Consider the following 23,845-nt stretch of genomic DNA (forward strand, 5'->3'; position numbering starts at 1 on the left):
CACCTCGTGGATGGACAACGCGCCTTGGCCGGTCTCCTGGCTGACGGGTCGTACCGACCGGACTCCGCCTTCCCGGGCGCGTGTTGCGCCCAGTGGCTGCCGCGAGGGCTGGAGCCGGACTTCCCGATCACAGTGGCGAGGGCCGCACCGGCATCACACCGATTTCCCGAGCACCAAGGCGTGGTGACCCTAGTGCGGAATCAAGTGACCTGACAACTTGCGGGACCACACCGCTTGTGGCACGCGCGAGCGCACATGACCTGGGCGTACGCCCCTGGTCAGCCCCTGCCCATCGGCTCGTGTGCGCCCGGCGTACGCCCCGCCCCCGACAAAGACGACGACCGCAGGGCCGTGTTCCTCCGTGTCCCTCCGTGTCTCACCTCACGGTCCGGAATGTGATCAGTACCGCCCATGAGGCCCGACCACCCTCTAGCCTGATCCGTGCAGCTGGTTCGCCCTGTCCGCCAGGCAGAGGCGTCGCAAGAGGGAACCCGGTGGGAATCCGGGACTGCCCCGCAGCGGTGAGTGGGAACGACCGCCGTCATACGCACTGGGTCCAGCGGATCCGGGAAGCGACGGCCAGTAGGTGTCTGCCCCGGCAGATGTGCCCGCGAGTCCGAAGACCTGCCCGTTGCCCGCATGTGATCCCTCACGTGCGGACATCCCGGTGACCTCGTGGGCGGGTCGGCGTACAGATCAGGTGGGGCACCGCGCCGGTGGCGCGCGTCCGTCCGCCCGGTCCGTCATCCCTTCGCGTCCGTGTCCCGTCCCCGGGATTCTCAGGAGTCATCTCGCGAAGGAGATTTCCGTGACAGCGAAGTCCGCAGCCGCGGCAGCACGAGCCACCGTGTACGGCTACCCCCGCCAGGGCCCCGACCGGGAACTGAAGAAGGCCGTCGAGGGCTATTGGAAGGGCCGCGTCAGCGCCGACGCCCTGCGGGAGACCGCGGCGCGGCTGCGCCGTTCCACCTGGCGGCACCTGGCCGACGCCGGCATCCACGAAGTGCCGACCGGCGACTTCTCGTACTACGACCACGTCCTGGACACCAGCATCATGGTCGGCGCCGTCCCCCGGCGGCACCGCGAGGCCGTCGACACCGACTCCCTCGACGGCTATTTCGCGATGGCCCGCGGCACCCAGGACGTGGCGCCGCTGGAGATGACCAAGTGGTTCGACACCAACTACCACTACCTGGTGCCGGAGCTGGGCCCCGACACCGTATTCGCCGCCGACTCGGCCAAGCAGGTCGCCGAGCTCGAGGAGGCCGTGGCGCTCGGCCTCGCGGCACGCCCGGTCCTTGTCGGCCCGGTGACCTATCTGCTGCTCGCCAAGCCCGCGCCCGGCGTGGCCGCCGACTTCGATCCGCTCACCCTCCTCGACCGCCTGCTGCCCGTCTACGCGGAGGTCCTCGCCGACCTGCGCGCCGCGGGCGCCGAGTGGGTGCAGCTCGACGAGCCGGCCCTGGTCCAGGACCGCACCCCGGCGGAGCTCAATGCCGCCGCCCGCGCCTACCGCGACCTCGGAGCGCTCGCCGACCGGCCGCAACTCCTTGTCGCCTCCTACTTCGGCAGGCTCGGCGAGGCCCTGCCCGTGCTGGCCAAGGCGCCGGTCGAGGGGCTCGCCCTGGACTTCACGGAGGCCGCCGCCGGCCAGTTGCAGGATCTCGCCGCCGTCGGCGGACTGCCCGGCAAGCGCCTTGTCGCGGGTGTCGTCAACGGCCGCAACATCTGGATCAACGACCTGGAGAAGTCCCTGGCCACCCTGGGCACGCTCCTGGGCCTCGCCGACCGGGTCGACGTCTCCGCGTCCTGCTCCCTGCTGCACGTCCCGCTGGACGCCACCGCCGAACGGGACATCGACCCGCAGGTGGCCCGCTGGCTGGCCTTCGCCCACCAGAAGGCCACCGAGATCGCCACGCTGGCGCGCGCCCTGGCCCAGGGGACGGACACCATCACGGCCGAACTGGCCGCCAACCGTGCCGACCTGGCGTCCCGCTCGCGTTCGGCCCTCACCCACGACCCGGCGGTACGCGCCCGTGCCGCCGCCGTCACGGACGCCGACGCCCGCCGCGTACACGCCTATCCGGAGCGCGCGGCGGCCCAGCGGTCCCGTCTGGGCCTGCCACAACTGCCCACGACCACCATCGGTTCCTTCCCGCAGACCACCGAACTGCGCACCGCGCGCGCGGACTTGCGGGCGGGCCGCATCGACACGGACGGCTACGAGGAGCGCATCCGTTCGGAGATCCGCGGGGTCCTCGCCTTCCAGGAGAAGGCGGGCATCGATGTCCTGGTGCACGGCGAGCCCGAACGCAACGACATGGTGCAGTACTTCGCCGAACAGCTCACGGGCTACCTCGCCACGCAGCACGGCTGGGTCCAGTCGTACGGCACCCGCTACGTACGCCCGCCAGTCCTCGCGGGCGACATCTCACGGCCCGAACCGATGACGGTGCGCTGGACGTCGTACGCCAACTCCCTCACCGACCGCCCCGTGAAGGGCATGCTCACGGGCCCTGTCACCATGCTTGCCTGGTCCTTCGTCCGCGACGACCAGCCGCTTGGCGACACCGCGCGCCAGGTCGCCCTGGCCCTGCGCGACGAAGTCGACGACCTGGAGGCCGCGGGGACTTCGGTCATCCAGGTGGACGAGCCCGCCCTGCGCGAGACGCTGCCGCTGCGCACCGCCGAGCACGCCGCGTACCTGGAGTGGGCCACGGAATCCTTCCGTCTCACCACCAGCGGCGTACGACCGGACACGCAGATCCACACGCACATGTGCTACGCCGAATTCGGCGACATCGTCCAGGCCATCGACGACCTCGACGCCGACGTCATCAGCCTGGAGGCGGCCCGCTCACACATGCAGGTAGCACGCGAACTGGCCGCGCACGGATACCCGCGTGAGGCGGGGCCCGGCGTCTACGACATCCATTCCCCCCGTGTGCCGAGCACCGAGGAAGCAGCGGCTCTGCTGCGCAAGGGACTTGAGGCCATCCCCGCCGACCGCCTGTGGGTGAACCCGGACTGCGGCCTCAAGACCCGAGGCTGGCCCGAGACCAAGGCGTCCCTGGAGAACCTGGTCGCGGCGGCACGGGAGGTGAGGGCGGAACTGCCCTCGGGCTCCTGACCGCAGACCATGGACGGGGCGGCCACGTACGGAGGCCCGATGGCCGCCCCTGCTCCGTCATGAAGCATGTGCTTGCGACGGCGCACGCCGTTGCCGCGCGCAGAGGCGCCGCACCATCGCCCTCAGCCCCCACCCGTATGAGCCACCCTGGACAACAACACATGCAAGGTCTCCCGCTCCTGGGAACCAAGCGGCGCCAGAAGCTCATCGGTGACCCCCCGCGCCACCTCGTCGGAGTCCCGCAGGAAGTCGTGGCCCGCAGGCGCGAGGGCGACGATGCGGCGGCGGCGGTCGTCGGGGGCGGGGCGGCGTTCGACGAAGCCGAGGTGTTCCAGGTCGTCGACCAGGCCGACGATCGCGCTGGGGTCGTACCCGAGCTCCTGGCTCAGCTCGCGCTGCGCCGCGCCCTCCACGGTGGCGAGGTGGCGCAGCAGCGCGTAGTGGCGCAGGCGTAGGCCGGATCTCTGGAGCACCGCGTTGAAGAGCTGGCCCGAGCGCAGGCCGAGGCGGTAGAGCAGATAGCCCGCGTCGGCGTGGAGGCCCCGCATCCAGGGCGCGCTCTCGTCGACGGATCCTTTCTCCACGGGCTTGGCGGTGGTTCTCCGGCTGGTCATGAGGGCGCACTCCCTGATCGGCGGTTCGTGGCCGTGGGCCGAAGCCGGCCGAGGGCTCGGCGAACTGGCATCGGCTCCGCTGCACCCCTTGTGCCCGCCAACCCCTTCCTTTTCGCTGCCTGGTGGAGAGATTTTTCGGTGCCGGGCTCATACGCCGTGCACAAGACCGCGGGCACTCGCGCCACATCGTCGTACGCTGAGAAGGACGATGACGTGCTGTCAGCCGTGGCGCGCCCGGTGCGGGTGCGGGACAGGGGGCCAACGGTGGAGATCGGACTCGCGGAAGCGTTGAGGGCCCTCCGGGACGAGCTGGCCGCAGCGGCGCTGGAAGCGGCTGGGCACCCCGTCAGACTGCATGTGGAGACGATCAACCTCGACCTGCAGGTGGCCGTGACCAATTCGCGGGAGGCCGGGGGCGGCGCCAAATTCTGGGTGCTGTCCGCGGACGGCAAGGCCGCCAAGAACACCGAGGCCACCCATACGGTGTCCCTCCAGCTGAGGGCGGAGACGGCCGCGGGTGGACGCGTTCGCACCGGGGCCGACGACGGCGAGCGGCTTCCTCTCGCCGAGGACTAGTCGTGCGGCCTCCACAGGATGGCCGGACGGCGCATGTGGTGAGCCACCTCGATCGCGTCGTGCAGGTCGTCCGTCGGGAGCCGGACAGCCACGCCTACTTCCAGGCCTCAGGGTTCCTGCTCGTCGGTGACGTCGTGCTCACCGCGGCGCACGTGGTGCGGGACCGCGCGGCGGCGTACGAAGTGCGGCCACTGCACCGCGTGTTGCTCGCTCCCCGCCTCGTGGTGCGACGCGTGGTGATCCATGCCGAGCGCGACCTCGCCCTGCTGATTCTGGACGCGGAGCGGGATGCGCTGCCGGCTCTGCGGTTCGGGGAGCTGCCGCACGACCTCGGCCAGACAGAAGTGCACGCGGTCGGGTTCCCGCGGTTCGCCGTCGAGGATGCGGTCCGCAGGGCGCACCAGATCGACGGGACCGTCCAGCTCGGCTCGGACCGCACGGACCATCAGCTCCAACTGTCCGTGCACAGCAGCGATCCTCCGCGTGCCGAAGCCGGTGGTTCGCCGTGGGCCGGTTACTCCGGCGCGGGAATCCTCACCAAGCGCGAAGAGCTCCTGGTCGGGATCGCCGCAAGCCATCGTCCGGACGGAGATCGCAAGAACACCACGGGCACTGATCTGGTCGGCCTCCAGGACCCGGTTTTCATCGAGGCCCTGACCGCGCACGGCATCGACGCCACCCCGATCCCCGTACTGCCCGATGGCGGCCGGTCCGCCGCCGTGTCACCGCACTGGCTGCCCCCGTCGGTGCGGGCGGCACTCGCGCTGCAGAGGGAGGAGGCCGACGAACTTCCGTACCACTTCCGGCAGGACAGGCAGCCCCGGACACTGACCGCGGTATACGTCCGGCAGAAGCTGAGCCAGGACGACCCGCGCGAGGGCGAGGTCGCCACCGGCAGAGCCGATGACCTAGAGCCACCCGCCGATCGCCGAGCGGGCCGAGGGCCCGGGCCCTCGGGCGTCAAGGGCAGCGCGGGGCCCGGCACACTCACTGCCCAGCACGTCGGCCCGCCCAGGCTGCTGGACGACGTCCTGCGTGACGTCTCGGCCGGCACGCATCTGCTCGTCCAGGCGGAGCCCGGCGCGGGAAAGTCCACCCTGCTGCACCACAGTGCCCTGCGCCTGGGCGAGGAAGCGCTGGCAGCCGGGACCGGGACCGGCAGGCTCGTGCCGCTGCTGGTCGCCGCCCAGCAACTCACCGGCCGGGGTCAGTCGTTGGAGAGTGCCGTGGCCTCGGCCACCCACCTCGACGCCGGTACGGGAACACTCCCCCGCCTTCCGCGCGGCGCGATCTGGCTGGTGCTCGTCGACGCCCTGGACGAAGTCCATCAGGACCACCGCAGCCTGCTCATCCACCGCTTGGCCGCCCACGCCCGGCTCGGCGCGCGGTCGCCCCTACGTGTGCTGCTCACCTCCCGCTTCGACGACGAGGCGATGAGGGAACTGACGAAGGCGGGATTCACGAACTACGTCCTCCAGCCTTTCGACCGGCAGGCGTTGGAGGCCTTCGCCCGGACGTGGTTCAGCGACTCCGGGCGCCCCGACCTCGCACCGGATTTTCTGGCCCAGGCCAAGGAATCCGAATTGGGTGACCTTCTGCGCTTTCCGCTCTTCGCCACCATCACCGCCTTCGTCTTTCTGGGCGCTCCGCATCAGCCGTTGCCGGAAAGCCGGTGGGCCCTTTACCAGGAATTCCGTGTGCATCTCCGGTCCGCGAGGCAGGAGTATCTCGAAAGATTCTGGAAGAAGCTGGAGGGCCGGGCAGAGGCGACGGTGCACGGCCGCCATGCGGTTGCCTACCTCAAGGACCACGGCGAGGAACTTCTGACGTACCTGGCACACGCCCAGGTCGCCGAGGGAGCCGACGATCTGCCGTCGGTGGCCCGGAAGTGGTGGGAGACCCATGCCGTCGATCTCCAGGGCCGGCACTTCGGCGCCGATCCGCCGCTGGACGGCTGGCACACCGCCGTCACCGACACCGTCCTCGCCAGCGGTCTTGTCGTGCGGCGGAGAGGCCGCTGGGAATTCCTGCACGCGACGTTCGCCGAACACCTGGCGGCGGAGCGGCTGGTCGGCACTTTCCCGGAGACCTTCGACCCGCAGGACGAGACCTGGCGCAGAGCGATCCTGGCCGCATCGGGGATCGTCGACCACTCGCACGAGAAGTCCTACCGCGCGGCCCTTGTCCACTTCTGCAACCGCCGAAGGGAGGGTGGGCGCGCGCTGCTTGACTGGCTGCAGGGCGGTCTCTACAGCCGTCACGTCCTGGCCGGAGCACTTCTCGCGGAGGGGTGCCCCGCTGAAGACCACCACTACGAGCGCCTGCTCGAAGCCGTCGAGACCTATCGGTGCCTGGGGAGCGACAGCGCGCTGTGGAGCTACCTGGGCGGGATCCGCCAGGACCGGGTGAGGGCGTACCTACGACACACCGCGGGCCGCCCCGGTGACCCTTGCCGGGTGTTGGCGGCGACTGCCTTGATCCCGCATGACCCGACGGCCGCCGCCGACGTGCTGACCGGGCTCGCCGACGACGCACGCGTCGACTACTACGACCTGGACCACGCGGTCGACCTGTTGGCTGAATACACCCGCGGCAGCAACACGGCTGTGGCGGCCAAGGCACGCATGGCCCTCACAGGCCGGCTTCCGGCGGACATCTACCAACGGGTTTCCTCCGCCGAGTCCCTCGCCGCCCTCGGCGAAGAGCACACGTACGCGGCGAGTCTTGCGCTGACGACGCTGGCCGAGGACACCGGGATCCCGTGGTCGGAGAGAGAAGTGGCGGTCGATCAACTGGCCGAGCTGGGCGGAGCTCACAAGGAGCACGCAGCACAGATCTACGGCCGTGTGGCCGTCGAACCGGGGGGCGGCGCCGACCGGCAGCTGAACGCGGCAGCCGCGCTGCGCGGATTGGACACCAGATTCCATCCCGCCGCGGCCGACGCCTACCGTGCCGTCGCGGATGCGCCGTTCACCACCGGGCGGGACCGGTTGACAGCGCTGACGGCCCTGGCCGACCTCGGCGGGCCCTACCTCACGGACGCGATTCTCAGGACACGCATCTTTCTCAGGCGCCCCGCTCCGGGCCCGCTCGGGTGGTGGAGACACATGTCGGGAAGGGCCTACCCCGGAAGCTCGATCGCGGAGCGCCGCGCAACCATCCTGCGAGCATGGGTCGAGTCGGACGACGAGCCGTTCCATGTCAGGTTGACGGCGGCCCGTGCCCTCCTTCGACTCGGCTGGGAGTACGCGGAGGAAGCCGTGCGGCGCGTAGGGAACTCCTTGGTCAACTCCCCCGCACCGCTCGGAGACCGGCTGGTCGCCCAGGACTTCGTGGCCGCCGGGCCGCACCAAGGCGTGGACGCCATGCTCGACCTTCTGCGCGACATGATCAAGAGTCAAGACGCGCCCTGGCTTCGGGCGTACGCCATCCACGAGTTGGCGCCCTGCCGTGCCGTCCGGGTCGAGGAGATGGCGGAAACCATCACTACGTCCTTGCTCGGTGATAGCTCATGGAACCGAGAGCTGGATCAAGCCTTGTCCGCACTCCGCGAACTCGGGGACCCACACCTCGCCCAGGTCACGGAGAAGCTGCACGAGCGACTCACGGCGGAAGACACCGCGGTCAAGACGCGCCGAACCGTCATCCACCTCTTGTTGGCTCTCGGTGCTTCGTCGTCCTTGACCCCCGCGCACCTGCACGACGTGATCGTCGATGTGTCCGTCGGTGACCAGGACGGCCGGGGGCGCGCCGCAGCGGCCCTGCGCGACCGAGGCGTCGACTGCATGCGCGAAGCAGCCCGGGGATTCCAGGACGTCCTGACCGACCGACGCTCCGGCCCGTTCGTGCGCCAGAGCGTCTCCCGGGCGCTGCATGAACTCGGCGAGCAATACGTCCGGTTCGCGGCCGAGGCCTTTGCCTCGACGCTTGCCCGTCCGGACACGGCACCGCGGTCGCGCCGGAGGGCCGTCCGAGCCCTGCTGGCGCTCCATGGCCCGCATGTGCCGGTCGACGACGACACACTCCGCCACATCATCGGTGCCCGCGGGACGGCGTTCCCCGAACGGCTCCTCGCCCTGCGCATCTTGCTCTGTCTGTGCCCGCAGTACATCGATGAGGCCGCCCGCGGCCTCTGTTCCCCGTTCCGGCACCGAAGGCTCAACCCCTACAAACGCCTCACCACGGCAATCGCTCTGCTCGAACCGTCCACAGGACAACACCGCAGGGCGACGAGACTGCTCAGGAGGGCGCTCAGAGGCCGCCACCTCAGAGTGGACGCCGCTCCGATCCTGGACCGCCTCGGGCACACCGCCGCAGTTGCCAGGGCCCTGCGGCGGACAGCCCGCCACCCTCGACTCGACGCATACGACCTCTGGAACATCGCCGACCGCCTGATCGCCCTCGGCGACGCGTACGCCCCCTACGCGGCCCGGATCCTGTGTGGCACTCTGCGCCGTCGTCGCACCGACCGCTATGACCGAGTGGAGTCGATGGCGAGGCTCATCCGCCTCGGGGACCAGTACCGCGATGCGGCAGCCGACGCCGCGAAGAGGGCTTCCCGGCGCTGGCGGATGTACGGCAGCGAGGAACAGGAACTCGTCGATCTCATGCTGTCCGGAGGCGAGAAGTACAGACCACTGGCCGCCGATGCCCTCATCGGCTTCATCGTCAGACGCGGCGTGAGCGCCGATGACCGCGACCGAGCCGTCATCGGCGTGCTGTCCCTGGGGCCTGAGTTCAGAGATCGCACCGTCGTGGCTCTGTGGCGCGTCGCCCGGCGACGCAAGCGGCCACGGAAGCAGCCGGACGCGCAGGACCGCGCGGAGCACACTCTCGTATGCCTGGCGGTCGAGGAAGCGGAACGCGGGCCGGCGGGTGCTGGCTGAACCCGTTCGTGTCCCTGTCGGTGGACCCCGGGGCGTTGGGCCGGGTGGGTCGCTGATGTGGTCCGTTGTGCCGAACTGGGGGCATGGGGGGAATTTCTGAGTCGGTGTCGGCAAGGGCTAGGTTCCGAGGTTTTTCCGCCTCCACCCCGTCGAACCGGATCTTCCGAGGATGAGGAATCACTCATGGCTGACCGACACGCCGGCCACCCCGGCCACCCTGCCCGTCCTGTCCGACTCGCCTGCTTCGCGGTCAGTGTGCTGGGCGCGTTCGCGTTGACGGGGTTGCCGGTGGCCGCGGCTGTCACGCCCTCCGCGCCGCCCCCGCCGGTGCCCGCGCCGCAGTCCTCCGCGGCGCCCGCGCTCCCGTCAGCCGCGCAGACGACGGCCGCCGACAAGCCGTCGGCGGCTTTGCTGCAGGCGCTTCAGCGTGATCTGGGGTTGTCGGGTGAGCAGGTGCGCACGCGGTTGGTCAACGAGGCGGAGGCAGGGACGCGGGCGGGCCGGCTGCAGACCGCGCTGGGCAAGGACTTCGCGGGCGCCTGGGTGCAGGGCGCGACCTCCGCCCGTCTGGTGGTGGCGACCACGGATGCCGCGGATGTGGCCGCCATCAAGGCGGAGGGCGCGCACGCCAAGGTCGTCACGCATGGTCTGGGAGAGCTGGAGGCGCTCACGAAGAAGCTGAATGCCTCCGCCGTGGCGGCAGGCGGTCTTGATACGCCGGTGCGCTACGTCGATGTGCGGGCCAACAAGGCGGCGGTGCAGGCGACGAGCGCCGCGGCCGCCGACAAACTGATCGCGGCCGCCGGAGTCGACCGGCGGCTCCTGGACGTCAAGGTGTCGGCCGACCGACCGCGCGCGCTGCACGACGTCCGCGGGGGCGACGCGTACTACATCGACGACAAGGCGCGCTGTTCGGTGGGGTTCTCGGTGACCAAGGGCGCCCAGCAGGGATTCGCCAGCGCCGGGCACTGCGGCAAGCCGGGCGCCAAGACCGCCGGCTTCAACAAGGTCGCCCAAGGTGCCTTCGAGGCGTCGGTCTTCCCGGCCAAGGACATGTCCTGGGTGAGCGTGAACGACCAGTGGACCGCCACGCCCCGGGTGAAGGGCGAGAGAGAGACGGATGTCCAGGTCACCGGGTCGGTGCAGGCCCTGGTCGGGGCGGCGGTCTGCCGGTCGGGTTCCACCACCGGCTGGCACTGCGGGACCATCGAGCAGCACGGCACGAGCGTGAGCTACGCGGAGGGCGTCATCGAGGGGGTCACCCGCACCACGGTATGTGCGGAGCCCGGTGATTCCGGCGGCTCCTACATCTCCGGCACCCAGGCCCAGGGAGTGACCTCCGGCGGCAGCGGTGACTGCAAGAGCGGCGGGATCACTTTCCATCAGCCGCTGAACCCGCTGCTCGACGAGTTCGGGCTCACGTTGAAGACGGCCCCCGCCCAGCGCGAGCCCAGTACACAGGAGGCATCGGGCAGTTGGGGTGCGGGCAAGGTCTACGAGACCGGGACACGGGTGACGTACAACGGCATCACCTATGTGTGCCTGCAACCGCATCAGGCGCAGGGCGTGTGGCAGCCTGCCCGCACGCCGGCCCTGTGGCAGCGGGTCTGACGAACCATCCTGACGAACCGTCCGGTCGGCACAGGCCTGAGTCCCGCTTCTCCGGGGTCAGGCCTGTGCCAGTAGCGCGTACGCCGTTGCCACGAACGTTTCGCGGGCGCGGTAGCGGCGGGTGCAGACGGCGGCCAGGGCGGTCGCGGTGTCGGGCCGGAAGCCCAGGAAGGCCTGTTGGCCCAGGGTGGCCCCGCAGTGGAAGTAGAGCGGGCCGTGCTGGGCGGGGTGCTGGAACCAGCCGATGGTGTGCGTGTGCCGGTGCCCCCAGCCGCGCCGGATGACCGGGCGGGCCGCTGCCCGCAGGGCCGCGGCCAGGGGACTGCCCGTCGGGTCCAGGTGGGCTTCGAGGAAGGTCAGCAGGTCGTGCGGGGTGGCACGGACCGCGCCTGCCGCCTGGAAGCCGCCGATGGTCAGCGGGGGCGTGGGCGTGGTGCCGTCCTTGCGGTGGCCGGTGGCGTCGGTGCCCGGACCTGCGGGGAGCAGGGCCGTGCCGCCCAGTCGCAGGGGGCGCAACACCTGTCCGGTGAGCAGGTCGTCCCAGGGGGTGGCGGTGGCGGCGGTCAAGGCGTGACCGAGCACGGCTACACCGAAGTTGGAGTAGTGCCAGCGTGATCCGGGCCGCCGGGGTGGACGGCGGCGCACGAAGGCGTCGATGACGTGGCGGTCCTGGAAACCGGCATAGGGGTTGGTGCGCCAGGTGGGCAGGGCCCGAGGGTAGAAGCCGGCCGGCAGGGCGGGCAGGCCGGAGGTGTGGGTGATCAGGTGGGCGAGGGTGACGGGGTCCGCGCCGGTGCGCCGTGGCGGGGCGAGGAAGGAGAGGGCCGGCTCGCCCGCGGAGAGGGTGCCGGATTGCGTCAGGTGGGCCAGCAGCAGCGCGGTGAACGTCTTGGAGGCCGAACCGATCTCGTAACGCAGCTGGTCACGGGGTACGGGCGGCGCAGGCCCTGTGCCGCCGCAGCGCACCGTGCGCCGGCCGTGGCGGGACAGTGCGAAGACGACGTCGGGCGCCCGCACCGCCGCGATGGCGTCGTCCAGCCGTCGGCGCACCGTCTCCTCGTCGTCCTCCGGGCGTGCCTCCGCCGGGGGCTGACGGGGCGGGTCTTCGGTGGCGTTGGGTGGCTCGCCCGGCCAAGGCGTGTGGGAGGGCGTCATGTGGGCGTGGGGTGGCTGAGTTGCGTCAGGGCGCGGGAGGTGGCCATGACGGAGGCGAAGGCGGCGACGAGCGTGGGGTGGTAGATGAGGTCGAAGAGTTCCTCGGGCTCGCCTTGCGGGATGGTGCGTACGGCGGGCATGGCGCCGTCGGCCTGCTGGGCGGCGGCGAAACCCTCCCAGGCCCGCTCGTCGAGGGTGGGGCGGGGCAGGCACGCGTCGACGACGAGGAGTTCGCCCAGCAGGTCCCAGCGCTCCAGGTCGAGCCAGTCGTCCAGCCATGCGGGCAGCCAGGCGGCCAGGTAGTCGGCGATCGGGGGCGGGATGCTGTCCGGGTTCTTGCCCCAGTCGGTGAGGTGGAAGACGGTGTGGGTGATGTCGTAGGCCGTGTGTCCTTCCACGGTCCAGGGTTCGGGGGTGCGCCCCAGCCACGTCCGTCCGATGACCTCGGCCTCCGGCGGGCGGGGCTCGAGCCCGCCGCGGCGTTGGAACGCGGAGAGCCCGAGGCGGCGCACGGGTGACATCTCGTGGGCGGCGAAACTCTCCAGGCTCTGGTTGAGCCGGACCATCTCCTCGAAGGCGGGGTGGCTGTAGCCCAACTCCTTGAAGGGGAGGTAGACCTCGAAGGGGATGGGGGAAAGCAGCTCGATGCGCTGGCCGTGCACCAGCATCTGGCCGCCGTCCAGGGTGTCGCGCCAGGCGTGGTCGAGCAGCTGGCGTGCCAACTGCGCCTGCCGGGAACCGGCGACCCCTTCGCGGAACAGCACCGCGCAGATGAGGGCGAGTTCGCCGACCGGCTTGAAGCGCTCGAGGAAGCCCACTTCCGGGTCGACGTCCGGTTCCAGACGGAACCCGTCGCGGTGGGCGTGCAGCCATTCCAGGGCGCGGCTGCCGACGGTGTGCATGAGGCGGGTGCTGGTCATCTCGACACTCCTCGTCCCCGCTGTCCGCCCTGTTCCCGGTGCGCGGGCGGCGGGTGTTCCGGCCGTGCGAGTGCGGGTCCCTTACCGGTCGCCACAGTGGTCGTATCGGTGTCCTCGTGGAACGCCCCGGCGGTCAGGACGGCGGCGAAGGCAGTCATCAGAGTCGAGTGGTAGCAACCGATGAAGTCGTCCGCGGGGAGCCGGCCGCTCCGCCCGGAGCCGATCTCCGGAACGGCGCCGGACGCGGCCTGCGCTCGGGCGAGTCGCGTCCAGGAGTCCCGCAGCATCGTGCGGTCGGGCGGGCCGGGGAGGCTGCCCGCCACGGCCAGCAACTCGCAGCTCAGGTCCCACCGTTCGTCCTCCAGGCAGGTGTCGAGCCACGGCGGAAGCCACTGCGACAGGTAGGCGGCGACCTGCGAGGGCACGTGCTGCGGGGCCGCGCCCCAGTCGGTGAGGTGAAAGATCACATGGGTGAGGGTGTAGCCGGCGTCACCCTCGAACATCCAGGGTTCCGGCAGGCCGCCGAGCCAGGTGCGCTCCAGCGCGCGTTCCATGCCCTGGTGCGGCCGCATGCCGCTGTGGCGCTCCGAGTTGAGGATGCCGAGGCGCCGGTTGGGCTGCTGCTCGGTCACCTGCCAGGAGCGGGTGCGGGTCACCGTCGCGGCCGCCTTCTCGAAGGCCTCGTGACGGAGACCGGCCGAGGCGAACGCCGCGTAGATCTCCAACGGGTACGTCGCGAAGGGCTCCAGGCGCTGCAACTGGCACAGGAGGTCGCCCTGCCCGGTCTGCCGCCAGGCGAAGGCCAGCAGCTCATGTGCTTGCTCGTGCAGCGGCGACGACGCCTCGCTGTGCCGGCGCACGGTGACGCATACGTGCGCCAGTTCTCCCAGCGGTTTCCAGGTGAAGTTCACGTTGCCGCTCTCGGCAAGGGCGTCGTCCCCGAGCGCGAAGTCGTCACGGTGCTCGGACACCCAGGCCAGCGCCGACTCGGCGACCCCCCGGACATCGCGCGCCCTCACCCGGGCACTCCTGCCCGCAACAGCTGCGCCGCCTCCACCTGCAGCACCACGCGGGGGTCCGCACAGCCCATGTGGGCCACGAACTCCAGCCCGGCCTCAAGGCCGAGCGTCTGCGGCACACCGTCGAGCAGGACCAGCCAGCGGCCGGCTCCGGCGGCTTGCAGCCAGTCGCGGCGGCGGACCGCGCGGACGAAACCACGGGCGACGTCCACGGGCCGCGTGCGGGCCACCCGGGCCACCGCGCAGTCGGTGCCGGGCATCGCGAGGGGTGCCAGCACGGCGAGTTGATGGGTCAGCACCTGCCAGGAGGCGTCCTCCAGCCAGGCTGCCCGGGGTGGTGTGGCGTGTTCGGGCGAGCCGTCGAAGGAGGCGTCGAGTCCCGCCAGTGTGCGTCGCATGGCCCAGTGGCTCCACAGTGACGTGGGCGAGGCGTCGGCGGGGGGCGGATAGGCCCGCACGGCTTCGCCGAACAGGGCGACGTCGTCGGGTTCGAGCGGTGTGCGGCGCAGGACCCCCGGAAGCACGGCATCGGCACCCACCACGCGTACGGCGGCGAGAGCGAGGCCCTCGGCGGCCGTCCCGTCGGGCCCGGCCACGCTGCCGGTCAACCGGAACCGGCCCCCGCTCCGAAGAGCGGAGACCAGTTCCGTGGTGAGGCCCTGCACCGCGCCCGCCAGAGGCGTCGTAGTGCCTGACTCCTCCATACCGGTGCCCGTCAAGCCTTCTTGGGCCGCGGTGTCGGAGGCGACAACAGCAGGGAGATCGTCCCGCCCGTCAGGGCCAGTGCCGCACATTCGCGGCTGTCGCGGTAGGAGCCGTCGGCCTCGACCGGGTCGAGAGCCGCCTCAACGTCCAGCGTCTCGGCTACGTCCTGATCTGTGAATTCGGTGGAAGCCATGCTTCTACCTCTTCCATCATAGAACGCCGGGTAGCCCACGATTTGCCAGCGCGTTTCTCGCACGTACTGCCAGTCGTGGAAACTCAGCGCATGGATTTCCTTGACCCTCACCGCGCATGAGGTAAATGCGCGAACGAGACAAGGCCTTACATGCCGCACGCCTCAGAACCGTTCTTTTCGAGGCGCCTTTATAAGCCTAGACGAATAAACAGCGAGCAGCATCCGCAGGCAATATTTGGCATATCAACTATCGCGACTTGTACGGGCATTGACCCAAGAGACGCCACCGGGGGCGAAGAATTCGCCCCCGGTGGGGAATATGCCAGCGTCACGCGGCCATCCGGTTCAGCGCACGCGACCGCGCGGCTTCAGTGGAACCGCCGGGAGTTCCGGAGCGGCGATCGGCCCCCCGTCGTACCCCTTCACCTCGCCGAAACGATGCCCGGCCATCCAGTCCGAACGCGCCTGTGCGATCTCGTCGTTGGAGCGCCCGATGAAGTTCCACCACATGATCAGTTCCTCGTCGAACGGCTCACCGCCGAGCAGCATCAGGTCCGCGTCCGACTCGGCGTGCAGCGGCAGTTCGGTGCGCCCGCAGCCCAGGTACAGCATCGATCCGGGCAGCACGGGAACCCCGTCCACCCGGGTCTCGCCGGACATGCACAGGACGGCGTACTCGAAGTCGGGGTTCAGCGGCAGGCGTACGTCCGCGTCGCGGGTCAGGGCGAGGTCGGCGCCGACGATCGGGGTGTAGGTCGTGCCGGGTGACGTGGTGCCGTCGACCGTGCCGAGGATGAGGGTCGCCGTCAGGCCGGGGGCCGTGACCAGGGGCAGCTCCGCGTGGTGCTCGAAGCGCGGGTCGGTGTTGCGGTGGGTGTCGGGCAGGGCCACCCACAGCTGGGCGCCGTGCAGGAAGCGGGCGTGCGCCCTGGGGCTCTCCTCGGAGTGCGAGATCGCCCGGCCCGAGGTCATCAGGCCGAGCTCGCGGGGGCGGATCGTCTGGAGGCTGCCGGTGGAGTCGCGGTGCAGGACCTCGCCCTCGTGCAGCCAGCTGACCGTCTGCAGGCCCATGTGCGGGTGGGGGCCCACCTGCATGCCGGGCTCCTCGGCGATGTCGTCGGGGCCGTAGTGGTCCACGAAGCACCAGGCGCCGACCATGCGGCGGCCCAGGTTGGGCAGCAGGCGGCGGACCTCGGTGGACTCACCGAGCTTGACCTGTCGGGGGCTGAGGAGTTCACGGACCGGTTCGGCGACGACGAACCCGCGACCACCGCACAGGGACGGGACCGCCTCGCGATCAAGATTGCTCATGTCGCACAACCTAGACCCGTGGGGCACCGGGCGTCAGGCACGCACGTCGGTCATTCCGGAGGAACCCCGTCAGCGCCGCCGTTCCGTTCGAATCATGTAGTGGAATTTTTAACCAACCCTGACCGTTGGAGCGCTCGAAGGAGGCAACAGTGGACACGACGTACTACGACCACGGAACCGCGGCGGAGCGCTGGGAGCGCGCGCGGCAGTTCTTCGACGCCAAGGAGTACGCCACGGCGGCGCGCATCCTCGGCACCCTGGCCGACGAGGTACCCGAGCAGGTCGCCCCGCGTCTGCTCCTTGCCCGCGCCTACTACCACTCGGCGCAACTGCTGCGCGCGGAGGCCGAGTTGCGTACGGTCATCGAGCTCGACCCCGTCGAGCAGTACGCCAGGCTGCTCCTCGGCCGCACGCTGGAGCGGCAGGGACGGGACGCGGACGCGGCCCCGCACCTGCGGATGGCGGCGGCCCTCTCCGGGGACTTCGCCGAGGCCTGATCCCTGGAACGAGAGGTCTGAGCCCGGGAGCGAGAGGTCTGGGCCCGGGAGCGAGAGGTCCGGTTCTGGGCGTGACGCGAGTTCACGCCCAGAACGCCTCCGCCAGCGCGATGCCCACGAAGACCGCGCCGAGCGCCGCCACGACGCCGGCCACGACATTGGCCGCCGCGTAGAACTTGGCACCCCCCTCGGCGAGCCGCAGCGTCTCGTAGGAGAAGGTCGAGTACGTCGTCAGGGCGCCGCACAGGCCGGTGCCGAGAAACAGTTGCAGGTGGGAGGAGGCGGCGCCCGCGACCGTCGCGCCGGTGAGCACGCCGAGGATCAGACTGCCCGCCACGTTGACCGTGAGCGTCCCCCAGGGGAAGACCGTGTCGTGCCTGGCCTGCACGGCTCGGTCGGTGAGGAACCGCAACGGGGCGCCGATCATCGCCCCGGCCACCACACAGAGCCAGTTCACCGGACCACCCCGGTCATGCCCGCCTCCGCGGGACCAGACGGCGGGTCGCCCACGCCGCGCTCCACACCGCCGCGAGCGCCGCGAACAGCGTCAGTCCGAGATACGCGAGGCCCGTACCGGCGTGGCCGCCCTCCACCAGGCGCTCGATGTCGACCGCGTACGTGGAGAAGGTGGTGAAGCCGCCGAGCACGCCGGTGCCGAAGAAGGGACGCAGCAGCCGGTGCGGAGCCCGCATCTCGGTGAGGACCGCCATGAGGACGCCCATGACCGCGCATCCGATGACGTTCACCAGGAGCGTCGTGACGGGGAAGGTGCCGGGGGCGGTCGGCCAGATGAGCGACGCGCCATAGCGTGCCGACGCGCCTATCGCGCCGCCGACGGCCACGACCACCACCACGGGCCACACGCCGTATGCCACCTGTCTCACCTGTGCGGATGTCTCACCTGTGCGGAATCGGGAGAGCGCACCGAGGAACGCCTCCGAAGATCACCCTCAGGCTAGCCGCCCGGCGGGGTGTCCCGCAGACCGAGGCGCAGGTGCTCGACGTGGAAGAGCGCCTGGTCGAGGAGTTCGGCCACGTGGTGGTCGTAGAGGGCGTAGATGACGGAACGGCCGCGCCGTTCCCCGGTGATGAGGCCGAGGTTGCGCAGCAGGCGCAGCTGATGGGAGCAGGCCGACTGCTCCATGCCGACCGCTTCGGCCAGATCACCGGCGGCGCAGGGGCCCTCCTGCAGACGGGCGAGGATCAGCAGCCGCGATGGCGTCGCCAGGGCCTGGAGCGTGGCGGCGACTTCGGCGGCCCCCACGGTGTCCAGGCGTTCGCGCGTGGTGGCGTTGCTCTTGTCGTCGACTCCGTGGCCCATGGCGCCATCCTATCGACGACACATGTACGCATGAAAAGCTGTTCATTCATTCCTGTACGGTGGTGGCGTTGCCGTTCTCCAGCCCGTGAAGGGTTACCTCGCCATGCCCACTGCCCTGATCCCCCGCCCCGACCAGGGAACCCCCGCCGGTCCCGCGGCGCCGCCCCGCCGTCGCACCCGCGTCCTCGCGCTGGCCGAGGCCCGCTGGGCGGCCGTGGCCACGGGCGCGTTCCTGATCGCGCTGCCCCTCCAGCTGACCGGGGCGCCCTCCTGGCTGTGGGGCGCGCTGTACGCCGTCGCGTACGCCGCCGGGGGCTGGGATCCCGCGCTCGCCGGACTGCGGGCGCTGCGCGAGAAAACTCTGGACGTGGATCTGCTGATGATCGTCGCGGCCCTCGGCGCCGCCTCGATCGGGCAGGTGATGGACGGGGCGCTGCTCGTGGTCATCTTCGCCACGTCGGGTGCCCTGGAGGCCCTTGCCACCGCTCGTACCGCCGATTCGGTGCGCAGCCTGCTCGACCTCGCGCCGACCACGGCCACGCGGTTGGGCGACAGGGGTGGCGAAGAGGTTGTCGACACGGCCGAGTTGAAGGTCGGCGACGTCATCCTCGTACGGCCCGGTGAGCGGGTCGGTGCGGACGGCGAGGTGCTCGAAGGCGCCAGTGACGTCGATCAGGCGACGATCACCGGGGAGCCGCTGCCGGTCGCCAAGGGCACCGGGGACGAGGTCTTCGCCGGCACGCTGAACGGGGCCGGGGCACTGCGGGTGCGGGTCGCGCGTGACGCGTCGGACTCGGTGATCGCGCGGATCGTGGCGATGGCCGAGGAGGCGTCGGAGACCAAGGCGCCGACGCAGCTGTTCATCGAGAAGGTCGAGCAGCGGTACTCGCTCGGCATGGTCGTCGCCACGCTCGCCGTGTTCGCCGTGCCGCTTGCGTTCGGCGACGACCTGACCGGGGCGCTGCTTCGGGCCATGACGTTCATGATCGTGGCGTCGCCGTGCGCGGTGGTCCTCGCCACGATGCCGCCGCTGCTCTCGGCGATCGCGAACGCGGGGCGGCACGGCGTCCTGGTGAAGTCGGCCGTCGTGATGGAGCGTCTGGGGCAGGTCGACGCGGTCGCCCTCGACAAGACGGGCACCCTGACCGAGGGAACACCCCGGGTGACCGCCGTCCACGCGCTCCCCGGCAGCGGCCTGACCGACGACGCCCTCCTCGCACTCGCGGCGACGGCCGAGCACCGCAGCGAACACCCTCTGGCCCGCGCCGTGGTGAGCGCCGCGCGGGCTCGCGGTCTGGACCTTCCGCCGGTGGCGGACTTCGCATCGGCACCGGGGATCGGGGTCAGCGCCACGGTCGGGGGTGCGCACGTCCAGGTGGGCGCTCCGGCACGGCTGCTCGAAACCGGGGCGGACGCCGGCTCCACGGGCGCGCCGGGCAGCGAAGTACTCTTCCTCGCAGAGCAGTTGGGCGAGGACGGACAGACAGCCGTACTGGTGGTGCGCGACGGGATCCCCGCGGGTGTGCTCGGCATCGCCGACCGCCTGCGCCCGGACGCCGCGAGCACCGTCACCGCCCTGCGCTCCCTCACCGGCACACCCCCGATGTTGCTCACCGGAGACAACCCGCAGGCCGCGGGCCGGGTCGCGGCCGAGGTCGGCATCGAGGACGTACGGGGCGGGCTGCTTCCGCGGGACAAGGTCGCGGCGGTTCGCGAGGCGGAGAGCGAGGGACGCAAGGTTCTCGTCATCGGGGACGGCGTCAACGACGCGCCCGCCCTCGCCGCGGCCCATACCGGCATCGCGATGGGCCGGGCCGGTTCCGACCTCGCCCTGGAGACCGCCGACGCGGTCATCGTGCGGGACGAACTCGCCACCGTGCCGAGGGTGATCGCCCTGTCCCGGCGCGCCCGCGGCCTCGTGGTGCAGAACCTGGTGATCGCCGGCACGTTCATCGCCGTACTGGTCACCTGGGACCTGGTCGGCAACCTGCCGCTCCCCCTCGGCGTTCTCGGCCACGAGGGCTCCACCGTGATCGTGGGCCTCAACGGGCTGCGGCTGCTGCGGGAGGCGGCCTGGCGGGGCGCCGGTAACTGACGGACCCCGGGGGGCCGCGCGCGGCGCGGGCGGTCGAGCGAGCCGTACGTCCGCGCCGGGCGCTCTCAGCGCGCGAGTCGGTCCAGCCACTCGGTGAGCAGGGTCGCCTCGGCGGAGGTGAGCGCCTGCGGTGGTTCCACCGCCAGTGTCGCACTCAACCTCGCTGCGACGGCGGGCAGTTGGACCTCGTCCTGATCAGCCTCCCGCGGTGCTTCGGAGCGACTTGCGGTGACTTCCGGGGTGAAGACGGCGGCGTGCACCGCGTCCCGTACACGCCGCGACAAGTCGGGGTCGGTGAACGTCGCATGACGGGCGACGAGCATGAGCGCCACGCCCACGTTGGCCGACATCACCATCTGGGCGGCCAGTTCGGGAGTCATTCTCAACTTGCCCTGCGCAGCGGCACGTTCCAGGTCCCGCGTGAGGATCTGGTGGGACTCCAGGGCCGCGGCGGGCGGGGTCCGCATCACGGGCGAGTTCATGAGCCGGTACAGGTTCGGGTTATGCAGCGCGAAGTCCACATGGCTGTCCCAGCCGTCGCGCAGGTCGTCGACGGGGTCCGCGGTGGCCTCTCGCCGCCGCTTGGTCGCCAGGTACTTGTCGAAGCCATGGTCGACCACGGCCGCGAGCAGCCCCTGCTTGTCCCCGAAGTGCCGGTACAGCGCCGGGGCGCCCACCTGCGCGGCCTCGCACACGGCCCGCGTGGAGACGTCACCGTCCTCCGACTCCGCGACCAGGCGTGCCGCCACTTCCAGGATGCGTTCTCGCGTACTCACCCGAGGGACGCTAGCAGGCCGCCGTAGCGCTGATACGCGGCCGCGCCTCGCCCGGCAGGCGTGGCTCGGGCCGCCGAGCGGTCGGACGGCCGAGCGGTCATACGATGCCGCCGTTGGCGCGCAGGACCTGGCCGTTGACCCAGCGGGCGGGGCCCGCGAGGAAGGAGACGACCTCGCTGATGTCCTGTGGGGTGCCGAGCCGTTCCAGCGGCGGCTGGGCGGCCATCCTTGCGATGGTCTCCTCGTCCTTGCCGTCCAGGAACAGGGCGGTGGCCGTCGGTCCGGGGGCGACCGCGTTCACCGTGATGTCGCGGCCGCGCAGCTCCCTGGCCAGGATCAGCGTCATGGCCTCGACGGCGCCCTTGGTGGCGGCGTAGGCGCTGTAGCCGGGGATGGCGAGACCCACGACGGAGCTGGAGAAGTTGATGATCGCGCCACCGGCCCGCAGCCGGCGCGCGGCCTGCTGGTCGACGACGAACGTGCCGCGGATGTTGGTGCGGTGCATGCGGTCGAGGGCATCCAGATCGGTCTCGACCAGCGGGGCGAGGGTCATGACGCCCGCCGCGTGGACGACCACGTCGATGCCGCCGAAGGTCTCCTCCGCGGCGTCGAAGAGAGCGGAGACCGCGCTCTCGTCGGCCACGTCGGCGCGGTGCGCCATCGCCGCTCCCCCGGCATCGGTGATCGCGGCCACGGCCGCGTCGGCCTCGGTCTTGTTGCCCGCGTAGTTGACGACGACGGCGAACCCGTCGGCGGCCAGACGCTCGGCGCTCTCCCGCCCGATGCCGCGCGAACCGCCGGTGACCAGGGCCACCCGGCGGGCTGTGCTCGACTGCTGTTCACTCATGGCGTGCTCCCTGTTGCGGCTTCCGAGGGATGGGCGGCGGCATTCCGCCACCCCGATGGAAGCAACGCTAACACCGAATCGTTAGCAGCGCTACGGATGCTGGTAGCGCTGCTACGCCGACCTTGAGCGCTTGAGCCTGCGCTTGAGCGCGCTTGAACCCAAGGGCCCGTCACCGCGGTGGTGACGGGCCCAGGATGGTTCAGGCGGCGCGAGCTAGCCCCGATAGGTCTCGAGCAGACGCAGCCACACCTCACTGACCGTGGGATACGCCGGGACCGCATGCCACAGGCGGTCGATCGGCACCTCACCCGCGATCGCCACCGTCGCCGAGTGGATGAGTTCGCCGACGCCGGGGCCCACGAACGTCACACCGAGCAGGACCTCCCGGTCGAGGTCGACGATCATGCGGGCACGGCCTTCGTAACCGTCCGCGTAGAGGCCGGCCCCCGCCACGCCCGCCATGTCGTAGTCCACCGCGCGCACACGATGACCCGCGGATTCCGCCTCCGCGAGGGTGAGGCCCGCCGAGGCCGCCTCGGGGTCGGTGAAGACCACCTGGGGTACGGCGGCGTGGTCGGCGGTGGCCGAGTGCGCGCCCCAGGCGTCGGTCTCCAGGAGGGGCACGCCCTGGGCGCGGGCGGTGATCGCGGCCCCGGCGATGCGAGCCTGGTACTTGCCCTGGTGGGTGAGGAGCGCACGGTGGTTGGCGTCGCCCACCGCGTAGAGCCAGTCGCTGCCCTGCACCCGCAGGCTCTCGTCGACCGGCAGCCAGGCCCCGGGGTCCATGCCGATCGTCTCCAGGCCGAGGTCGTCGGTGCGCGGGGCGCGGCCCGTGGCGAAGAGGATCTCGTCGGCTTCGAGGGTGCCGCCGTCGCTCAGGGCCGCGGTGACCGTGCCGTTCTCCCGCCGCACGGCGGTCACGGAAACACCCGTACGGACCTCCGCGCCCGCCTCGGTGAGCGCCTTGGTGACCAGCTCCCCGGCGAACGGCTCCATGCGCGGGAGCAGGCCGTCATCACCGCGGACGAGCAGGGTGACCTGCGAGCCGAGCGCCTGCCAGGCCGTGGCCATCTCCACGGCGACCACACCCCCGCCGACCACCGCGAGGCGGCCGGGCACGTGGTCCGCGCTGGTGGCCTCGCGGCTCGTCCACGGCTTCACGTCCGCCAGACCCGGCAGATCGGGCAGGGCGGCCCGGGTGCCGGTGCACACCGCCACCGCGTGGCGGGCCGTGAGGGTCTGCGCCGTCCCGTCGGGGCCCGTGACGGTCACCTGGCGGGTGCCCGCGATGCGGCCGTGGCCGCGGTAGAGGTCGATGCCGATCGACTCCAGCCAGCCGACCTGGCCGTCGTCCTTCCAGTGGGAGGTGTAGTAGTCCCGGTGCGCCAGGACCGCCGACGCGTCCAGGGGCCCCTGCACCGACTGGCGCAGTCCGGGCACCCTGCGGGCGTCCGCGCGGGCGATCACCGGGCGCAGCAGCGCCTTGCTCGGCATGCACGCCCAGTACGAGCATTCACCCCCGACGAGTTCGCTCTCCACGATCGCCACGCTCAGGCCGCCCGCACGGGCCCGGTCCGCGACGTTCTCCCCCACCGGACCAGCACCAAGGACCACTACGTCGTATGTCTTCGAATCCGTCATGGAAGCCAGTGTGGTCGCAGGTGTGCGCCGTGGCCACATGGGTACGCGCGCGACAGCGGGCACGGGTGAGCGCGTGGAATACGTCTGCCGCCCGGCCCGTTGTGCACTACGGCTTCGACTGACAGCAGGAAGAGGGAAACACCATGACCAGCACCACTGTGGAGCTCACCAAAGAGAACTTCGACCAGACGGTCACGGACAACGAATTCGTTCTGATCGACTTCTGGGCGGAGTGGTGCGGTCCGTGCAAGTCGTTCGCGCCCGTCTACGACAAGGTCGCCGAGGCCAACCCCGACATGGTGTTCGGCAAGGTGGACACGGAGTCGCAGCCCGAGCTCGCCCAGGCCTTCGGCATCCAGTCGATCCCGACGCTGATGATCGTCCGCGACCAGGTGGCCGTGTTCGCGCAGCCCGGTGCCCTGCCGGAGGCCGCTCTGGAGGACGTCATCGGACAGGCCAGGCAGCTGGACATGGACGAGGTCCGCAAGTCCGTCGCCGAGGAGCAGGCCAAGGCCGAGGCGCAGGAGCAGTAAGCGAGAACAGCGGAA

General features: G+C 70.9%; 20 protein-coding genes and 2 riboswitches. Of the genes, 7 read left to right on the top strand and 13 right to left on the bottom strand.

The window, feature by feature from the left end:
- Window positions 1–9: 9 nt before the first annotated feature.
- Window positions 10–193: riboswitch (cobalamin riboswitch) on the bottom strand.
- A 238-nt stretch (window positions 194–431) separates the two neighbouring features.
- A riboswitch (cobalamin riboswitch) is annotated at window positions 432–646 on the top strand.
- Window positions 647–808: 162 nt separating this feature from the next.
- Complete coding sequence (gene metE, locus ACWD02_RS13620) at window positions 809–3,130, top strand: 5-methyltetrahydropteroyltriglutamate--homocysteine S-methyltransferase (protein ID WP_451208777.1); 2,322 nt, start codon at window positions 809–811, stop codon at window positions 3,128–3,130.
- A gap of 122 nt (window positions 3,131–3,252) precedes the next feature.
- On the opposite strand, the gene ACWD02_RS13625 is transcribed toward metE, so the two are convergent.
- Window positions 3,253–3,744, bottom strand: coding sequence for a MarR family winged helix-turn-helix transcriptional regulator (locus ACWD02_RS13625; RefSeq protein WP_451208780.1), 492 nt, complete (start codon window positions 3,742–3,744; stop codon window positions 3,253–3,255).
- A gap of 213 nt (window positions 3,745–3,957) precedes the next feature.
- On the opposite strand from ACWD02_RS13625, the gene ACWD02_RS13630 reads away from it, so the two are divergent.
- The 3 genes from ACWD02_RS13630 to ACWD02_RS13640 all read left to right on the top strand — a co-directional run bounded on the left by ACWD02_RS13630 (window position 3,958) and on the right by ACWD02_RS13640 (window position 10,817).
- Window positions 3,958–4,320 carry a trypco2 family protein gene (locus tag ACWD02_RS13630; RefSeq protein ID WP_451208782.1) on the top strand — a complete coding sequence of 121 codons (363 nt, stop codon included), beginning with the start codon at window positions 3,958–3,960 and terminating at the stop codon, window positions 4,318–4,320.
- 38 nt (window positions 4,321–4,358) lie between these two features.
- Entirely contained in the window at window positions 4,359–9,206 is a 4,848-nt protein-coding gene (locus ACWD02_RS13635) for a trypsin-like peptidase domain-containing protein (protein ID WP_451208785.1), read from the top strand.
- 183 nt (window positions 9,207–9,389) lie between these two features.
- Window positions 9,390–10,817 (top strand): carbohydrate-binding protein, encoded by a 1,428-nt coding sequence (locus tag ACWD02_RS13640; RefSeq protein ID WP_451208787.1) that lies wholly within the window; start codon window positions 9,390–9,392, stop codon window positions 10,815–10,817.
- A gap of 57 nt (window positions 10,818–10,874) precedes the next feature.
- Here the strand turns inward: ACWD02_RS13640 and ACWD02_RS13645 are convergent, their stop codons facing one another.
- From ACWD02_RS13645 to ACWD02_RS13670, 6 genes are all read right to left on the bottom strand, one after another.
- Window positions 10,875–11,972: a serine hydrolase domain-containing protein gene (locus ACWD02_RS13645; protein ID WP_451208790.1), complete on the bottom strand. Its 1,098-nt coding sequence runs from the start codon at window positions 11,970–11,972 to the stop codon at window positions 10,875–10,877.
- Window positions 11,969–12,892: a DUF6895 family protein gene (locus ACWD02_RS13650; protein ID WP_451208793.1), complete on the bottom strand. Its 924-nt coding sequence runs from the start codon at window positions 12,890–12,892 to the stop codon at window positions 11,969–11,971. The genes ACWD02_RS13645 and ACWD02_RS13650 overlap by 4 nt, the downstream gene beginning before the upstream one ends.
- A complete protein-coding gene (locus ACWD02_RS13655) occupies window positions 12,889–13,911 on the bottom strand; it encodes a DUF6895 family protein (RefSeq protein WP_451208795.1) in 1,023 nt (340 codons plus the stop codon). Before ACWD02_RS13655 ends, ACWD02_RS13650 begins: the two co-directional genes overlap by 4 nt.
- Window positions 13,908–14,615, bottom strand: a complete 708-nt coding sequence (locus ACWD02_RS13660) for a hypothetical protein (protein WP_451209230.1) — start codon at window positions 14,613–14,615, stop codon at window positions 13,908–13,910. The genes ACWD02_RS13655 and ACWD02_RS13660 overlap by 4 nt, the downstream gene beginning before the upstream one ends.
- 11 nt (window positions 14,616–14,626) lie before the next feature.
- On the bottom strand, window positions 14,627–14,809 hold the full coding sequence (locus ACWD02_RS13665; RefSeq protein WP_363207207.1) for a hypothetical protein: 183 nt from the start codon (window positions 14,807–14,809) through the stop codon (window positions 14,627–14,629).
- Window positions 14,810–15,154: 345 nt separating this feature from the next.
- Window positions 15,155–16,120 carry a pirin family protein gene (locus ACWD02_RS13670; RefSeq protein WP_451208798.1) on the bottom strand — a complete coding sequence of 322 codons (966 nt, stop codon included), beginning with the start codon at window positions 16,118–16,120 and terminating at the stop codon, window positions 15,155–15,157.
- Window positions 16,121–16,269: 149 nt separating this feature from the next.
- Here ACWD02_RS13670 and ACWD02_RS13675 point away from each other — a divergent pair, with 149 nt between their 5' ends.
- Entirely contained in the window at window positions 16,270–16,617 is a 348-nt protein-coding gene (locus tag ACWD02_RS13675; RefSeq protein WP_451208801.1) for a tetratricopeptide repeat protein, read from the top strand.
- Window positions 16,618–16,699: 82 nt separating this feature from the next.
- Here the strand turns inward: ACWD02_RS13675 and crcB (ACWD02_RS13680) are convergent, their stop codons facing one another.
- The 3 genes from crcB (ACWD02_RS13680) to ACWD02_RS13690 all read right to left on the bottom strand — a co-directional run bounded on the left by crcB (ACWD02_RS13680) (window position 16,700) and on the right by ACWD02_RS13690 (window position 17,938).
- Complete coding sequence (gene crcB / locus ACWD02_RS13680) at window positions 16,700–17,074, bottom strand: fluoride efflux transporter CrcB (protein ID WP_451208803.1); 375 nt, start codon at window positions 17,072–17,074, stop codon at window positions 16,700–16,702.
- 13 nt (window positions 17,075–17,087) lie between these two features.
- Complete coding sequence (gene crcB / locus ACWD02_RS13685) at window positions 17,088–17,501, bottom strand: fluoride efflux transporter CrcB (protein WP_451208806.1); 414 nt, start codon at window positions 17,499–17,501, stop codon at window positions 17,088–17,090.
- 71 nt (window positions 17,502–17,572) lie between these two features.
- Window positions 17,573–17,938, bottom strand: coding sequence for an ArsR/SmtB family transcription factor (locus ACWD02_RS13690; protein ID WP_451208809.1), 366 nt, complete (start codon window positions 17,936–17,938; stop codon window positions 17,573–17,575).
- Between the two features lie 103 nt (window positions 17,939–18,041).
- On the opposite strand from ACWD02_RS13690, the gene ACWD02_RS13695 reads away from it, so the two are divergent.
- Complete coding sequence (locus ACWD02_RS13695; protein ID WP_451208812.1) at window positions 18,042–20,033, top strand: heavy metal translocating P-type ATPase; 1,992 nt, start codon at window positions 18,042–18,044, stop codon at window positions 20,031–20,033.
- Between the two features lie 65 nt (window positions 20,034–20,098).
- Here ACWD02_RS13695 and ACWD02_RS13700 read toward each other — a convergent pair whose 3' ends face one another.
- The 3 genes from ACWD02_RS13700 to ACWD02_RS13710 all read right to left on the bottom strand — a co-directional run bounded on the left by ACWD02_RS13700 (window position 20,099) and on the right by ACWD02_RS13710 (window position 23,297).
- Entirely contained in the window at window positions 20,099–20,809 is a 711-nt protein-coding gene (locus ACWD02_RS13700) for a TetR/AcrR family transcriptional regulator (protein WP_451208814.1), read from the bottom strand.
- Between the two features lie 97 nt (window positions 20,810–20,906).
- Window positions 20,907–21,656 (bottom strand): SDR family oxidoreductase, encoded by a 750-nt coding sequence (locus tag ACWD02_RS13705; RefSeq protein ID WP_451208816.1) that lies wholly within the window; start codon window positions 21,654–21,656, stop codon window positions 20,907–20,909.
- A gap of 213 nt (window positions 21,657–21,869) precedes the next feature.
- Window positions 21,870–23,297 carry a dihydrolipoyl dehydrogenase family protein gene (locus ACWD02_RS13710; protein WP_451208819.1) on the bottom strand — a complete coding sequence of 476 codons (1,428 nt, stop codon included), beginning with the start codon at window positions 23,295–23,297 and terminating at the stop codon, window positions 21,870–21,872.
- Window positions 23,298–23,440: 143 nt separating this feature from the next.
- Between ACWD02_RS13710 and trxA the strand changes: the two genes are divergently transcribed.
- The gene (trxA, locus tag ACWD02_RS13715; RefSeq protein WP_451208822.1) at window positions 23,441–23,830 is read left to right on the top strand and encodes a thioredoxin; all 390 of its coding nucleotides are present in this window, start codon (window positions 23,441–23,443) and stop codon (window positions 23,828–23,830) included.
- Window positions 23,831–23,845: the final 15 nt, after the last annotated feature.

The organism is Streptomyces sp. NPDC002853, assembly GCF_053591915.1.

What these genes read in the sequence shown, in the direction of transcription:
- ACWD02_RS13640 (WP_451208787.1), top strand. Translation starts at nt 9,390, where the DNA reads ATGGCTGACCGACACGCCGGCCACCCCGGCCACCCTGCCCGTCCTGTC.
- ACWD02_RS13625 (WP_451208780.1), bottom strand. Translation starts at nt 3,744, where the DNA reads ATGACCAGCCGGAGAACCACCGCCAAGCCCGTGGAGAAAGGATCCGTC.
- ACWD02_RS13670 (WP_451208798.1), bottom strand. Translation starts at nt 16,120, where the DNA reads ATGAGCAATCTTGATCGCGAGGCGGTCCCGTCCCTGTGCGGTGGTCGC.
- ACWD02_RS13690 (WP_451208809.1), bottom strand. Translation starts at nt 17,938, where the DNA reads ATGGGCCACGGAGTCGACGACAAGAGCAACGCCACCACGCGCGAACGC.
- ACWD02_RS13705 (WP_451208816.1), bottom strand. Translation starts at nt 21,656, where the DNA reads ATGAGTGAACAGCAGTCGAGCACAGCCCGCCGGGTGGCCCTGGTCACC.
- ACWD02_RS13710 (WP_451208819.1), bottom strand. Translation starts at nt 23,297, where the DNA reads ATGACGGATTCGAAGACATACGACGTAGTGGTCCTTGGTGCTGGTCCG.
- ACWD02_RS13660 (WP_451209230.1), bottom strand. Translation starts at nt 14,615, where the DNA reads ATGGAGGAGTCAGGCACTACGACGCCTCTGGCGGGCGCGGTGCAGGGC.
- ACWD02_RS13665 (WP_363207207.1), bottom strand. Translation starts at nt 14,809, where the DNA reads ATGGCTTCCACCGAATTCACAGATCAGGACGTAGCCGAGACGCTGGAC.
- trxA (WP_451208822.1), top strand. Translation starts at nt 23,441, where the DNA reads ATGACCAGCACCACTGTGGAGCTCACCAAAGAGAACTTCGACCAGACG.
- ACWD02_RS13695 (WP_451208812.1), top strand. Translation starts at nt 18,042, where the DNA reads ATGCCCACTGCCCTGATCCCCCGCCCCGACCAGGGAACCCCCGCCGGT.
- ACWD02_RS13645 (WP_451208790.1), bottom strand. Translation starts at nt 11,972, where the DNA reads ATGACGCCCTCCCACACGCCTTGGCCGGGCGAGCCACCCAACGCCACC.
- ACWD02_RS13650 (WP_451208793.1), bottom strand. Translation starts at nt 12,892, where the DNA reads ATGACCAGCACCCGCCTCATGCACACCGTCGGCAGCCGCGCCCTGGAA.